General features: G+C 44.2%; 10 protein-coding genes and 1 pseudogene. 5 read left to right on the top strand and 6 right to left on the bottom strand.

Going from position 1 to position 14,031, the window contains the following annotated elements; genetic code table 11:
* Positions 1–107: 107 nt before the first annotated feature.
* The 3 genes and pseudogenes from H6G48_RS18795 to H6G48_RS27245 all read right to left on the bottom strand — a co-directional run.
* Positions 108–1,256 (bottom strand): annotated as a pseudogene (locus tag H6G48_RS18795) (RNA-guided endonuclease InsQ/TnpB family protein); the annotation flags it as partial.
* 684 nt (positions 1,257–1,940) lie between these two features.
* Positions 1,941–3,041 carry a peptide chain release factor 1 gene (gene prfA, locus H6G48_RS18790; RefSeq protein ID WP_190722819.1) on the bottom strand — a complete coding sequence of 367 codons (1,101 nt, stop codon included), beginning with the start codon at positions 3,039–3,041 and terminating at the stop codon, positions 1,941–1,943.
* Complete coding sequence (locus tag H6G48_RS27245) at positions 3,020–3,199, bottom strand: hypothetical protein (protein ID WP_341275517.1); 180 nt, start codon at positions 3,197–3,199, stop codon at positions 3,020–3,022. Before H6G48_RS27245 ends, prfA begins: the two co-directional genes overlap by 22 nt.
* Before the next feature lie 543 nt (positions 3,200–3,742).
* Here H6G48_RS27245 and H6G48_RS18785 point away from each other — a divergent pair.
* Entirely contained in the window at positions 3,743–5,896 is a 2,154-nt protein-coding gene (locus H6G48_RS18785; RefSeq protein ID WP_190722818.1) for a polyribonucleotide nucleotidyltransferase, read from the top strand.
* A gap of 138 nt (positions 5,897–6,034) precedes the next feature.
* On the opposite strand, the gene rpsN is transcribed toward H6G48_RS18785, so the two are convergent.
* A complete protein-coding gene (gene rpsN / locus H6G48_RS18780; RefSeq protein ID WP_002796120.1) occupies positions 6,035–6,337 on the bottom strand; it encodes a 30S ribosomal protein S14 in 303 nt (100 codons plus the stop codon).
* A 161-nt stretch (positions 6,338–6,498) separates the two neighbouring features.
* On the opposite strand from rpsN, the gene H6G48_RS18775 reads away from it, so the two are divergent.
* The gene (locus tag H6G48_RS18775; RefSeq protein ID WP_190722817.1) at positions 6,499–7,038 is read left to right on the top strand and encodes an NUDIX hydrolase; all 540 of its coding nucleotides are present in this window, start codon (positions 6,499–6,501) and stop codon (positions 7,036–7,038) included.
* Here H6G48_RS18775 and H6G48_RS18770 read toward each other — a convergent pair.
* Positions 7,031–7,213 (bottom strand): hypothetical protein, encoded by a 183-nt coding sequence (locus H6G48_RS18770; protein ID WP_002759616.1) that lies wholly within the window; start codon positions 7,211–7,213, stop codon positions 7,031–7,033. The genes H6G48_RS18775 and H6G48_RS18770 overlap by 8 nt on opposite strands.
* A 186-nt stretch (positions 7,214–7,399) precedes the next feature.
* Here H6G48_RS18770 and H6G48_RS18765 point away from each other — a divergent pair, with 186 nt between their 5' ends.
* Entirely contained in the window at positions 7,400–9,625 is a 2,226-nt protein-coding gene (locus H6G48_RS18765) for a glycosyltransferase (protein ID WP_190722816.1), read from the top strand.
* A gap of 493 nt (positions 9,626–10,118) precedes the next feature.
* Positions 10,119–11,579 carry a hypothetical protein gene (locus H6G48_RS18760; RefSeq protein ID WP_190722815.1) on the top strand — a complete coding sequence of 487 codons (1,461 nt, stop codon included), beginning with the start codon at positions 10,119–10,121 and terminating at the stop codon, positions 11,577–11,579.
* A 6-nt stretch (positions 11,580–11,585) separates the two neighbouring features.
* Here the strand turns inward: H6G48_RS18760 and H6G48_RS18755 are convergent, their stop codons facing one another.
* Complete coding sequence (locus H6G48_RS18755) at positions 11,586–12,332, bottom strand: DUF4079 domain-containing protein (RefSeq protein WP_190722814.1); 747 nt, start codon at positions 12,330–12,332, stop codon at positions 11,586–11,588.
* Positions 12,333–12,516: 184 nt separating this feature from the next.
* Here H6G48_RS18755 and H6G48_RS18750 point away from each other — a divergent pair, with 184 nt between their 5' ends.
* On the top strand, positions 12,517–14,007 hold the full coding sequence (locus H6G48_RS18750) for a UDP-N-acetylmuramoyl-L-alanyl-D-glutamate--2,6-diaminopimelate ligase (protein WP_190722813.1): 1,491 nt from the start codon (positions 12,517–12,519) through the stop codon (positions 14,005–14,007).
* Positions 14,008–14,031: the final 24 nt, after the last annotated feature.

Here is a 14,031-nt window from a genome sequence, read left to right as displayed (position 1 = left end):
GCCATTTTCAAAGGGAAAATGTACCCAGTAGCGTCTTTTCAATTTTTTCTGAGAAGCGACCTGCAGTAAGGGTTTTGTTAATTTTTTAGTATTTCTGTATGGGGGAAGTCCAGATCTAAGATTGTTTGACAGTTAGGACATTGATGAGTTCTAGTGCTTAATGTTTTTTGAACTCTCGTCCCACAAACTGAACAATCTTGAGAAGTGAAATGCGGTGGTACAGCAATACAAACAATCCGATAAATCTTGGCAAAAAATTCAAACCATTCAGTGAATTGATACCAAGAAGCATCAGAAACCGACTTGGCAAGCTTACGGTTTTTAACTAAGTTTCCTACCTTTAAAGCTTCATAAACTACCAGAGCATTAGACTGGACTAACGCCAAAGCGTCTTTAATTGCTTTGTCTTTACGTTGTCTTGACACTTTAAGATGAAGCCTAGCTACTTTTATCCGTTGCTTGTGATAGTTTTTAGACTGTTTGTTTCCTTGACGAAATCGTGTCGTTTTTCTGACTTGCTTAAATAACGTGGATTCTCTACTGTATTACCTTGGGCATCGGTATAAAATTCCTTTAGTCCTAAGTCAATTCCTGTTATTTGTCCCGTTGGTTTATGGTATTCTTGCCGTTCTACTTCAATTAAAAACTGACAATAATAACCGTCAGCACGTCTAACAACTCTTACCCGTTTAATCTGTTGCTCTGAATAATAAACTAATGTCTTTTGACTACACCATAAATCAAATTCTCCTGCTTTAAAGCCATCAGTAAACTTAATTGTACGTCGCTGATCAGATAGTTGGTAGCCTGTTAGTTTATACTCAACCGAACGACTAGGCTTTTTGAACCGAGTAAAACCTTTTTTCCTGGTATCTGAGCATCGACAATTCTGATAAAACCTATTAATTGATTGCCAGGCTCTATCAGCAGCCGATTGACGAGCTTGAGAGTTTAATTTATTAATACATGGTGTCTCTTTATTGTTAGCTAGTACCGCGCAAAGTTTTTGGAGATCATTGCGGGTTGTCCCCTTATTGTCCAGACAATAACGAACACAATAGTTACGCACAAACTGAGAAGTTTTAAGTAGTCGTGCAAAATTAATTTCCTAGTGAAGATAGGCAAGAGGCAAGAGGCAAGAGGCAAGAGGTGGTTAGATATGTGTAATTAATTTTGCTTAGGTACTTAATAGCTTCATCTAGTCTTTGAGATTGCTCTGGTGTTCCGTTTTTTAACTTGGCTTCTACGACTAGCATTGATTAATCCTCGACCATTGGATAGTTTAATTATAACACAGTTTACCCATAGATGGTAGTATTAAAATCGTGCTTCGCAGTTAATATCCTGGTCGGATTTCATCCCCCGCAAAGGTTGATGTCTTGTCGAAAAATTTAGCGGGGGCATTCATCCGACATTTTAGGTAAAAAACACCTCTTGTAAAAATCAAAAATTGTTGTTAGGGTTAGGAGCCGGTCGTCAGTAGTCAGGAGAATTAAGAATGAATAATAAGCAATTAAATGGTCTATTCATAGATTTTATGCCATTTAATCCTTATTTTTGCCGTTTTTGAATCATCAAAAATTAATTAGGGCTGGCTGAATAAATGTGAAATGTAGGCATGGTAAGGGTTTTGTGGCTTTTCTTGCTCCCACAGGTGCAAGATTTTGAGAGAATCGTGCTTCAAAACCTGGCGTCTTCATCGGCCCGCGTCCTGTAGGGGCGAAGCATTCGGATAGAAAATCTACGGTTTCACCGATAGGTTATTGCCCGAATGCTTCGCCCCTACTTTTTGCCGCAGACCCTAATTATGCGAGAGGTCTAAAGTCAAAAAGTAGCAAGGGGTTTGGCTGTTGCGGGTTGGGGAGAAGGGAGAAGGGAGCGGGGGGAGCATAAATAAAAATAATCTCCTGTCTCCCGTCTCGGAGTCTCCCTTGTCCTGATTAAGCTGTCTCTTGGGCAGCGGCTAATTCCGCCAGTTTTTCCTGTTGATCCTTGGCGATACAGGATTGGATCACCTCTTCGATATCGCCGTCTAAAATGCGATCGAGGGAAAAATTCTGATTTAAGCGATGATCGGTGAGACGATTATCCTTATAGTTATAGGTGCGAATTTTTTCCGAACGGGAACCAGTTCCCACCTGAGAGCGTCGCATGGAACTGACCGCTTCCTGTTGTTCCTGTAACTTCATATCGTACAGTTTCGCCCGGAGAATCTGCATAGCTCGTTCCCGGTTTTGCAATTGCGAGCGCTCTTCGGTGCAAAAAACCCGGATTCCCGTGGGTTTATGGATTAAATCGACGGCAGTTTCCACTTTATTGACATTTTGACCGCCTGCCCCCCCGGATCTAGCCGTGGTTAACTCAATATCCTTGGGATCGATATGCACTTCCACATCGTCCACTTCTGGCATAATTGCCACGGTAGCGGTGGAAGTGTGGACGCGACCACTCGCTTCCGTCAGAGGAACCCGCTGCACCCGATGGACTCCCGCCTCAAATTTCAGCTTACTATAGACGTTATCGCCTTTAATCTCTAAAATTGCCTCTTTAAATCCTCCCATATCCGCCTGAGATTCACTCAAAAGGCTAACTTTCCAGTTTTGAGTTTCGGCATATTTTGAGTACAAGCGAACTAAATCCCCCGCCCAAATACTGGCCTCATCACCTCCGGTCCCAGCACGAATTTCTAGCATGATATTCTTTTCATCGAGGGGATCCCGGGGCAGCAGCAGAATTGTTAATTGGTCTTCCAAAGTGGCGATTTTTTCCTCTAATTCTGCCACTTCTCGGGCGGCCATTTCCCGTAATTCGGGATCGCCGGCGGATTCTTTGAAGATTTGTTTCGCACCGATTAAATCCTCTTGACTTTTTTGCCAAATTTCGTAGGTGTTGACCGTTTCCTCTAGGGAAGCGCGGGATTTGGCCAGACGATGCAATTCACCCGGATTACTGGTGACATCGGGATCCGCTAGACGACGGGTTAATTCTTTGTAGGTCTGTTCTACAGATTGCAGTTTGTCTAGTAAATAACTTTCAGCCATAATCGATAGCCACAAATAGGGTTAAACGGGGTTAATTTGAAGATAACCCGCAAATTCACTGGATTAGAAGCGTCTGAGAGGTAATAGAGACGCAATCCTTTTAATTGTCTTAATTTTCTTTGTCTGGAGTTCTGCGAGCTAGGAAAAATCCCGCTCAACTGCTGACAGTCAGTCAGTTTTGCTAATACTTAGAAATATTTTTAGGCCAGCAAGCGGCAAGGGAAGACATTTTTTTTCTTAACCAGATTATTCCTATATCTGAAACTATCATTTTTTGGCTCGTTTGAGCAAGTAATCTTAAATTCTGTTTAAAAGTGGGGTGTAGGGTGTGGGGAGTATTTTCAGTTATCAGTGACCAGTAACCAGTTATCAGTGGGGTAGTGGGGAGTATTTTCAGTTATCAGTGACCAGTAACCAGTTATCAGTGGGGTAGTGGGGAGTATTTTCAGTTATCAGTGACCAGTAACCAGTTATCAGTGGGGTAGTGGGGTAGTGGGGTAGTGGGGTAGTTGGGAGACCACTTCGTGCGCGTTGCGGGGGAGATGGGAGATGGGAGCAGGGAGAAAAAAGCTGATAACTGATAACTGATAACTGATCACTGATCACTGATCACTGAATACTAAACCTGGCAGAAAGGGGGACAAAAAATGCTAGGATTGCCACAGCACAGAGAAAAGTGAAAGAAAGGAATATAACTTTACATGGAAGAGTTTGACAAGTCAATATCCTTTGATGGCAGGGATATTCGACTAAAAATAGGGCTTTTAGCCCCCCAAGCTGGCGGTAGTGTTCTGATCCAATCGGGAGAAACGGCGGTTTTAGTGACAGCAACCACAGCCAAAGCCAGAGAAGGAGTAGATTTCCTGCCCTTGACCGTTGACTACGAAGAAAGATTATACGCCGCCGGGCGCATCCCGGGAGGATTTTTGCGTCGTGAAGGTCGTCCCCCGGAAAAAGCCATTCTGACCGGTCGTTTGATCGATCGCCCCCTGCGGCCTCTATTCCCCAGTTGGCTACGGGATGATATTCAGGTGGTCGCTACGACCCTCTCGATGGATGAGGAAGTACCCCCGGATGTTTTGGCCGTTACCGGAGCCTCCGTGGCGGTTCTGTTGGCAGGGATTCCCTTCCAAGGACCGATGGCAGCGGTGCGCGTCGGTTTACTGGGGGATGAATTTATCATCAATCCCACCTACAAGGAAATCCATAACGGAGAATTGGATCTAGTGGTGGCCGGTAGTCCCGAAGGGGTGGTGATGATCGAAGCGGGAGCTAATCAGTTACCAGAACGGGATATTATTGAGGCGATCGATTTTGGTTATGAAGCGGTCCGCGACCTGATCACCGCTCAACGGGAATTGATCGATCAGTTGGGTATTCCCCTCGTCACCCGAGAAGCGCCGGTAGTAAACGAAACCGTGCATAATTTCCTGAAAGAACAAGCTAAAGAGGAAATTAAACAGATTCTCTCTCAGTTTACCCTCAGCAAAACCGAACGGGATGAGAAATTAGCGGCGATCGAAAATCGGATCAAGGAAACTATAACCGCTCTCCCCGATGAAGATCCCTTAAAATCTCCAACGCTGGAAGAGCCGAAGTTAATCGGTAATCTCTTCAAGGATCTGACCAAAAAACTGATGCGCGCCCAAATTATTGAGGATGGGGTGCGGGTTGATGGTCGCCAACTGGACGAAGTACGCCCGATTTCTTGCCGGGTGGGAGTTTTACCCCGCCGGGTTCACGGTAGCGGCCTGTTTAATCGCGGTTTAACCCAGGTGCTTTCGATCGCCACCCTGGGCACCCCCGGTGATGCTCAGGATTTGGGCGACGATCTCCATCCCGAAGACGAAAAGCGCTATCTTCATCACTACAATTTCCCACCCTTTTCCGTCGGTGAAACCCGTCCCATGCGTTCTCCCGGCCGTCGAGAAATCGGTCACGGTGCTTTAGCGGAAAGGGCGATCGTACCTGTCCTTCCCCCACAGGAGGAATTTCCCTATGTGCTGCGGGTAGTGTCGGAAGTCCTCTCTTCTAATGGTTCCACCTCCATGGGTTCCGTGTGCGGTTCCACCCTGGCGCTGATGGATGCCGGTGTTCCCCTGAAAAAACCCGTGAGCGGTGCGGCCATGGGTTTAATTAAAGAAGGGGAAGAAGTGCGGATTTTGACCGATATCCAGGGTATCGAGGATTTTCTGGGAGATATGGACTTTAAGGTGGCTGGCACTGATTCCGGCATCACCGCTCTCCAGATGGATATGAAAATCCCCGGTTTAAGCATGGAAGTGGTGGCCAAGGCGATCAAACAAGCTTTACCGGCCCGCAAACATATCCTCGAGAAGATGTTAGCGACCCTAGAAAAACCGCGCACGGAATTATCTCCCCACGCACCCCGGTTATTGACGATCAAGATCGATCCGGATCTGATCGGGTTAGTAATCGGGCCGGGTGGTAAGACGGTTAAAGGGATTACTGAACAGACTGGCACGAAAATCGATATCGATGACGATGGTACTGTCACCATTTCCTCCACCGATGGAGAACAGGCCGAAAAAGCTAAACGACTGATCTACAATATGACCCGCAAACTCAATGAGGGTGAGGTTTATCTCGGTCGCGTGACTCGCATTATCCAAATCGGCGCTTTTGTGGAAGTTTTGCCAGGGAAAGAGGGAATGATCCATATTTCCCAATTGGCCGAGGGACGTGTCGGCAAGGTCGAGGATGAAGTGGCCGTGGGGGATGAGGTGTTAGTCAAGGTACGGGAGATCGATAGTAAAGGTCGTCTCAATCTCACCCGTCTCGGTATTCATCCCGATGAGGCCGCCGCTGCCCGTAAAGCTGCTACTGTAGTCTAGGTAAATTTTCTATTCATGGTTAACTCTCGATCGCTCGATCGAGAGTTTTTATTTTATCGCTAAAATTACCTAAAAACAGCAATAGAGACGCAAAAAACACGCCTCTATCCCAGTATTTTCCCTAGATGTTGTTTCTGACTACCAGCTAGACTTGACCACACCGGGTAAAAGACCTTGGTGGGCCCATTCCCGTAAAACGTTGCGGGATAAACCAAAATCGCGATAGTATCCTCTCGGTCTGCCGGTCGTTAAACAACGGTTGCGGTGACGACTGGGGGCGCTATTGCGGGGTAATTCCTGTAATTTTTGGTGAATTGCCAGTTTTTCTTCAAAATCTTCGGCGGTGCGGAATTGTTCTTTTAGTTCCGTCCGTTTAGCTTCGTATTTTTGTCTGAGACGAGCGCGTTTTTTCTCGCGTTCTACCATCGATTTTTTGGCCATGGGGTTTCTCGAAAAAGATTTAACCTGTAAAGACAGCATTTCCCATTATAACCTGAATCTCTCCTTGGCCGTTAGATGATAATTCTACCCGCTTCCTAACACCGGTGACAAAGGTAACATTTGTTGATATTAATTCTTAAAGTCCTAGTTGCAAATTTTCCATGTCTGAACCGCCTCAATTTCTCCAACAACGTCTTTTTTATCAAGGTCGCGTCTTTCAATTTGAAGTCTCGAAACTGCGTTTACCTAACGGTGTCGAGGGAGAATGGGAATGTGTCCGTCATCCGGGTGGCGCTTTAGCAGTTCCAATCACCAAGGAAGGTCAATTGGTTTTAGTACGTCAGTATCGATTTAGTTTGCAAGCTCGAATTCTGGAATTTCCCGCCGGGACGATTGATGAAGGAGAAGACCCCGCTACGACGGTAAAACGAGAATTAGAGGAAGAAGCGGGCTATCGGGCGCACAATTGGCAATCTTTGGGTAAATTTGCCCTGGCACCCGGTTATTCCGATGAATACATCTATGCTTTTCTAGCCCAGGATCTGGAAAAATTAAGCTTGCCCCCCGCTCAAGATGCCGATGAAGATCTGGAAGTGGTTTTGATGAGTTTTGAGGCAATGGAATCAGCGATCGCAGGGGGAGAATCGATCGATGCTAAAACTATTACTAGCTTCTATCTGGCCCGTTTAGCCCTTAATTAATCTTTTCAATCACCGCTTGTCCTAGTTGAATCAACTCAAAACCGATAAAAAGGCTTAAAATCACGGTGACAGCCTGATTAAGCAGGGGTATATTGCCTTTGCCTAGAGCAGAAGCGACGAATTTGACCACAACTAAAACGAGAGCGCTAACAACGGCGATTTTGACGGCTATCATAGATTAATTTTTCCTCACGGTTAACCGAAGTATACTATTTCTACACTTTTTCTTGCCAGTTTCATCTTCGGCTTGATACAAAATGTAGCATTTTGGTGGAGAGCGCTCCTGTCATTGCCAACAATGCCCAGGTTTTTGTTAAGAATTGTAAAATGTAGTTAGATTTATTTACTCAGAAGGGGATTTATGTCTAACCAAGAATCGATTTTTCCATTCCCTCAAAAACCAGCATATTCCTCCGTATTCAAGTCGATTTTAGCGATAATATCAGTTATTTTAATTATGTTAGCAGTGATCGGCGGGCTAATGATGGTCAGTTTATCATTATGTTGGCCAGAACACAATATTGATCGATTAATCCTTGGCTTAGTAGAAGATTTTTTTAATCCATTTGCTTGGATTAAAGTTCCCACGGTTGCTCATAGCTATCAATTATTATTACCCACAGTTATCCTGCTAATTTTTAGGCAGTTAATCATTTTCTTGTCTCCGCGTCCGCAAGTTTGGTCAAGATTAGTCATTATTTCTATCACTCTAGCTATCACCCTGCGCTATCTACTCTGGAGAATTCTGACCACCTTAAATCTTTCCACCCCTCTCAATGGCTTTTTTAGTTTACTACTTTTAGTCCTTGAGATGATGGTTTTAAGTAGTAGCATGATTCAGTTAGTTTTAGTCTTAACCACAAAAGATAGACGCAAAGAAGCTGATTTTTATAGCCAAGCAGTGATCAATAAACAATATTTGCCCACGGTAGATATCTTGATTCCCACCTATAATGAGCCAGCCTTCATCTTAAAAAGAACTATTATTGGTTGTCAAGCCCTTAATTATCCTCATAAAAATATTTATATTCTCGATGATACCCAGAGGTCAGAAATTGATCAATTGGCAGAAAAATTAAATTGTCATTATCTGACTCGTGAGGATAGAAAAAACGCTAAAGCAGGCAATTTAAACCATGCTCTCAGACAAACTCAAGGGGAATTAGTGGTAGTTTTTGACGCAGATTTTATCCCTTGTCGTAACTTTTTAGAAAGAACTGTTGGCTGGTTTCAAAACCCCAAAATTGCCCTAGTGCAAACGCCCCAAAGCTTTTATAATGCCGATCCTATTGCCCATAACTTAGGTTTAGAAAATATCGTTACTCCCGACGAAGAATTATTTTATCGTCATATCCAACCGGCTAAAGATGGGGTGGGTAGTCCTGTCTGTGCTGGCACTTCTTTTATTGTCAGAAGAAAAGCATTAGACGAAGTGGACTACTTCAATACAGAATCTATTAGTGAAGACTATTTCACTGGGATTGCTATCTCTGCCCAAGGTTATGAAGTTATTTACTTAAATGAAAAACTCAGTACTGGTTTATCTGCCGAAAGTTTATCCGCTTATTTACGGCAAAGATTGCGCTGGGCAAGGGGAACTTTACAGGCATTTTTTATCAAAGCTAATCCCCTAAAAATTGCGGGATTAACTCTCCCTCAAAGATTGGCACACTTAGAAGGAATATTATCTTGGTTTTCTCCCTTAGCTCGTTTATTTTCTCTACTTATTCCTCTCCTTTATACCTTTGGTTATATCGTACCTTTGAACATTACTATCGATGAGACAATCTATATATTTTTACCCTACATGATGCTGCAGTTAGCCACTTATCACTGGTTAAATTCTCGCTCGCGCTCCATTATTTTTTCTGAGGTACTATCGATGATTATTTGTGTACCAACATCCCTAACAGTTCTCCATGTTCTTTGGAAACCCTTTGACAAAGAATTTCAGGTGACACCGAAGGGAATTGCTCGTAAAAATTATCAATATAATTGGCGTTTATCCTACCCATTACTGTTTTTTCTCACCATTAATTTAATTAGTATTTTCTTTAATTTACGCCATCACAATTATCAAGAAAGTCCCCTCAATTTTGGCTTGATTTTGGCCATATATAATGTGGTTATTATCATGACTGCTTTAGTGACTTTATTGGAAGCTCCCCTCACCCTAGAAACTCAATACCAATTGTTGGAATATCCTGTTAACTTGATAACAGAAGCGGATATAATTATACAGGGCAATCTGAAAAAAATTTCGGAAATAGGAGCAGAAATTAACCTGAGTGAACCCATATACTCAGAAAAATTACTCCTAGATATTTTAGGCGAAGATTTGCGCTTATTGGCTCATCTAGTCAATCTAGAAAAACGAGGAAAAATCTGGCAAGCAACCCTTAAATTCCAGCCACTGACCCTATCAGAGCAGAGAAAACTAATCGCTTTTCTATTCTGTCGTCCCCATCGCTGGCCACCGAAAAATACGGCGGGAGAATTACAATCCCTTTGGTTGTTAATTATCAGCTTTTTTCGGGGTATCGGCTTGATTTGGCGGGCAATTCTGAATCAAAAAACAGCCCTTTAATTCAGTCAAAAATCGAAAATACTTATCGAAAAACTAACGACTGATTATCGTATCAACTGGCTTTTGTCTGTGATTTTACTCCCATGGCTATTCCTGTATTATCACAGTTGTCACTTGAGCAAAACTTGATCAGTAGTTAGGTGTTAAAAACTGTGGCTCTTCGGGACTTGTTATGGTTCGATAGGGGGGCATAAATAGACTAAATCCTTATCTGGCAAGAGACTTAATTGATTAGTTCGCTCTAGATCAAAAATAATTGACAAAAATTGCTAAATGCCTTTCTCTATAAGGGTTCCATCTCTTATAACCTCCGTCCATTGCATAACACAAACCGAAGAGCCAAAACTGTCAGATACCCCGCTTAATAAGGGGGGAGCTGCACCCCCTTATTAAGCGGGGCAGGGGGGATCGAACCCAAAATCCATCTTCAATTTAATTATAACCAGCTATTTATTATTATAATAGAAGTAACCATTCTTAGATGGACTGGCTTATGAACAATCGTTTATGTCTTCACCTGATGGCTAATAAGGAAAAAGGGTTTGCCTTGCCTCTTGCCGTGTTAATTGGACTCATCCTCATGGTGACAGGAATAACTATGATAATGCGCGCCCAAGGGGACCAATCGAAAGTAATTGCCCAAAAAGTCCGGGCTGATGCTTTAAGAAGTTCCGAAGCTGGGGTGACGCGGGTGCAGGATCTACTCAATAGCGTTCGAGTTATGGCGACGGTTAAGAGGAATTGTCCTCCTGGTGACAATTGTTGGCAGAACGCCAAATATGATGTGGTTACTAATCCCACCAATTTACAAAAACATTTAAAAAAATTAGTCGCCGCCGCCCCCTCCTGTAGTAATCCTGACGATGCCGATACCTTGAAGCAAAAAATCGATGAATTAAGAGATTTGAGCGCAGATAAATGGGTTGATCTCGGTAATAATAGTTATTATCGCGTGGTTGAATACAATTATTATATTGGGCCTGGCCAGGGAGTTCTCACCCTCGAAGGACGTTCTCGCACCAGTGCCGCAACAGTCCTAACTAACACTGATCTCAATATAGATAGTGACGATAATGCTGCCTCCCGTAACCGTGTGGTGGTAACTATCCCTATTCTTGATTCCCCTCCCCCCGCATTTAACCGCAACACGGTCCCAGCTTTATGGATAAGTGAGGGAACGGCGGACGATGGTGCTAGATTTCAAGGGGATGTGGTGGAGGAGGTGGTGAGTCCAAAATGTGAGGCTGAACAAAATAGGATTCAACAGCCCACACCCGCACCCAATCCCCCCTACAAAGCGCAATTTGTCGGTGTGTTTTTCCCCGATTTACCGCCGATTCCCACTGGCCTTCCCTCTGGTCAGAAAGACCTGGTACTTACCAGTTCTGAAACTTTTCCCAGAACGGGAGACACAGCATCTCCCAGCGGAGTGTACGAGTATATCGTTAATAATATCAACTTGAGTAGCGGTCAGATTACCATTACTCCGGGGCAACGGGTAGTTTTTTATGTTAGAGGTAATATTAACGGTGCCATCGAACATAATTGTGGTAGTGCGATTGGCTGTAACCCGGGCAATCTACAAATTTATGCCTCTAATGACCCTACTATTTTAGGTTCCGCTGCGCCGCAAATTTGTCTGAAAGGAACCCAAACACTACAAGCGTTTATCTTTGCTCCTGACTATTCCCTCGGTAAAACCGATAATGGTACTTTTATCGGTGCTGCCTGGGGTAAAAATTGGGGCAAAATTTTAGGCTGTACCTCAAGCGGTGCTGTAGCTGTGACCCAAGGGGTAGAATGGACTAAATTAATCCAAAACCTGAAACCCGAATTTCCCCAACTTGATAAGATTGCCAATTGGTGTGAGGAACCCATCGATACCGCTGCGGGTAAATCTGAGTGTGTACCCACTTTCTCAACTCCTTCACCCTCTCCCTCTCCCAGTCCCTAAAAAAGTTTAACTTATCGGGTTGATAAGGGGGGTTGAGGATTTCGGTTCAGGACAGGTTTTATTGGTGAAATCACAGCGATAAATTGCCGGTTTTTGCCAACTGAGGGGAATTTCCAGCAAATCCCTCGAACCGGTCATCGCTTGTCCCAGAAAGAGAGCCAGAGCAATACAATTGAGAATTGTATGGGCGATGCGCCAACGATGGGAACGGTCTTTATAGATATCTTCGACAATTGCCAGAGAGAAAATCATCAGTAATGATGCCGCCATGCCGATATAGTAGTGAGACCAGTACCATTGGGACGAGAGTCGCCAGACCCCATCCTGAGAACCGATAATAATTAAACCCATGCTGGTCAAGCTGGCAAAAATTCCGCGCCAGAGAGCTTGTCTAGCGCGGTAGAGACAGACCAAAGAGGCAATGGTGACAAAAAACATCAAAATCACAAAAAAGACCTGAAAGGAGTCTAATTTTCCCTCTTTTTGTTGATCAACAAAACCATTAAAACCGTAAACGACCGAGTAAGCTAGTGCTAAAAGGTTAACCCCTACCACTGTACCCGTTAACCAGCGGCCTAAGCGTAGATGTTCTGGCCCGACTACTGGGGGAATTTTACTTTTATTTCCCGCGTTGGTTTCTAAGCGACGTTGACGGGTTTGCCAAGCAAAGTTAACTACGAGGCCGATAATAGGGAAAACGACCACTATCGCTAGGACAGGATGAATGAGAGCCAGAAAATCGACGAATTGCATATAAATATCCCGAAAATCTCCGCAGAAAATCGTCAATAGTTGACAAGCTATAGCCTTGTTTTTTTTAGCTTATCGCGGTTGCTATCCTTACTGCTGAGTTTTTTTATCGTTAAATTAATAGCCTAGGAACCTCTTTGATGATCGGCTAATCTAAAAGCAGCAATCCTTAGATTCAATCCTGACTATGAAACTACAAGAACTTTTAACAACTATCCCTCTGGTTTCCCCGATTTCTTCTCCTATCGCTTCTATTACCGAGATTACAGGAATTTCCACCAACTCCCATGCTTGTCAACCGGGAGATTTATTTATCGGTTTACCCGGTACTCGCGTCGATGGGGGCGAATTTTGGCGTTCCGCTTTGGAAACCGGGGCCGTAGCGGCGATTATCTCCCCGGCAGCCGCAGCTAAATTTCCCCCCCCGGAGGATGCTTCGGTAATGGTTGTGGCAGATTTAGTTACTGCCGCTGCTGCGATCGCTGCTAAATTCTATCATTATCCGGCCCTTACCCTAAAATTAATCGGTGTGACGGGAACCAACGGCAAAACCACCACCACCCATTTAATTGAATATTTTCTCAGCCAAGCAGAGATTCCCACCGCTTTATTCGGGACTCTTTACACCCGTTGGCAAGGATTCCAAGAAACCGCTAATCATACCACCCCTTTCGCTAACGAGTTACAAGCTAGTTTGGCCAAAGCGGTGAGCGCCGGCAATGAAATCGCCGTCATGGAAGTTAGTTCCCATGCACTGGCCCAGGGAAGGGTACAGGGTTGTACTTTTCCCGTGACGGTGTTTACCAATCTCACCCGGGACCATCTCGATTATCACCTCGACATGGAGGATTATTTTGCCGCTAAAGCTAAATTATTTAGTCCCGATTATCTGCAAGGTAAGGCGATTATTAACCTTGATGATGCCTACGGTCAACGTTTAGCGGCCTCCCTCTCTCCTCAACAGGTTTTAACCTATAGTGTGTCCGATGCTCGTGCCGATTTTTATACTAAAGATTTACACTATCAACCCACAGGAGTTCAAGGGGTGATGGTGACTCCCCAAGGAGAAATAGCCTTTGCTTCTCCTCTGGTGGGTCAATATAATCTAGCTAACCTCTTAGCGGCGGTGGCAGCAGTGTTAGAATGTGGTGTAGATTTAGGGAAAGTAATCAGTCAAATTCCCCAGTTTTCAGGAGTACCGGGGCGGATGGAACGGGTTAGCATCGCGCCTGACCAAGATATCAGCGTCATTGTCGATTATGCCCATACTCCCGACAGTTTAGAGAATGTTTTAAAAGCTTCCCGACCCTTTATTTCCGGTCGGATGATTTGTGTTTTTGGTTGTGGTGGCGATCGAGATCGGACAAAACGGCCGTTAATGGGTAAAATAGCCGCAGAATTAGCAGATTTAGCCATAGTTACCTCCGATAATCCCCGCACAGAGTCTCCCGAACGAATCCTTGAGGATATCGTCGCTGGCATTCCCTCAGAAATTACTGTTCAGGTAATTAGCGATCGCGCTTTGGCCATTGACACCGCTATTCAAGCAGCGCAACCGGGAGACGGAGTAATTATTGCGGGTAAAGGTCACGAAGATTATCAAATTTTGGGGACGGAAAAAATCCATTTCGATGACCGCGAACAGGCCCGGGCCGCTTTGATGAAAGTGAAAAAGTGATGAGGGATGATTAATTGTCAAGAA

It is taken from the genome of Microcystis flos-aquae FACHB-1344 (genome assembly GCF_014698375.1).
Lineage (GTDB): Bacteria > Cyanobacteriota > Cyanobacteriia > Cyanobacteriales > Microcystaceae > Microcystis > Microcystis aeruginosa.
The sequence above is the reverse complement of the archived record's forward strand: the minus strand, read 5'-3'. Positions and strand labels throughout refer to the sequence as shown.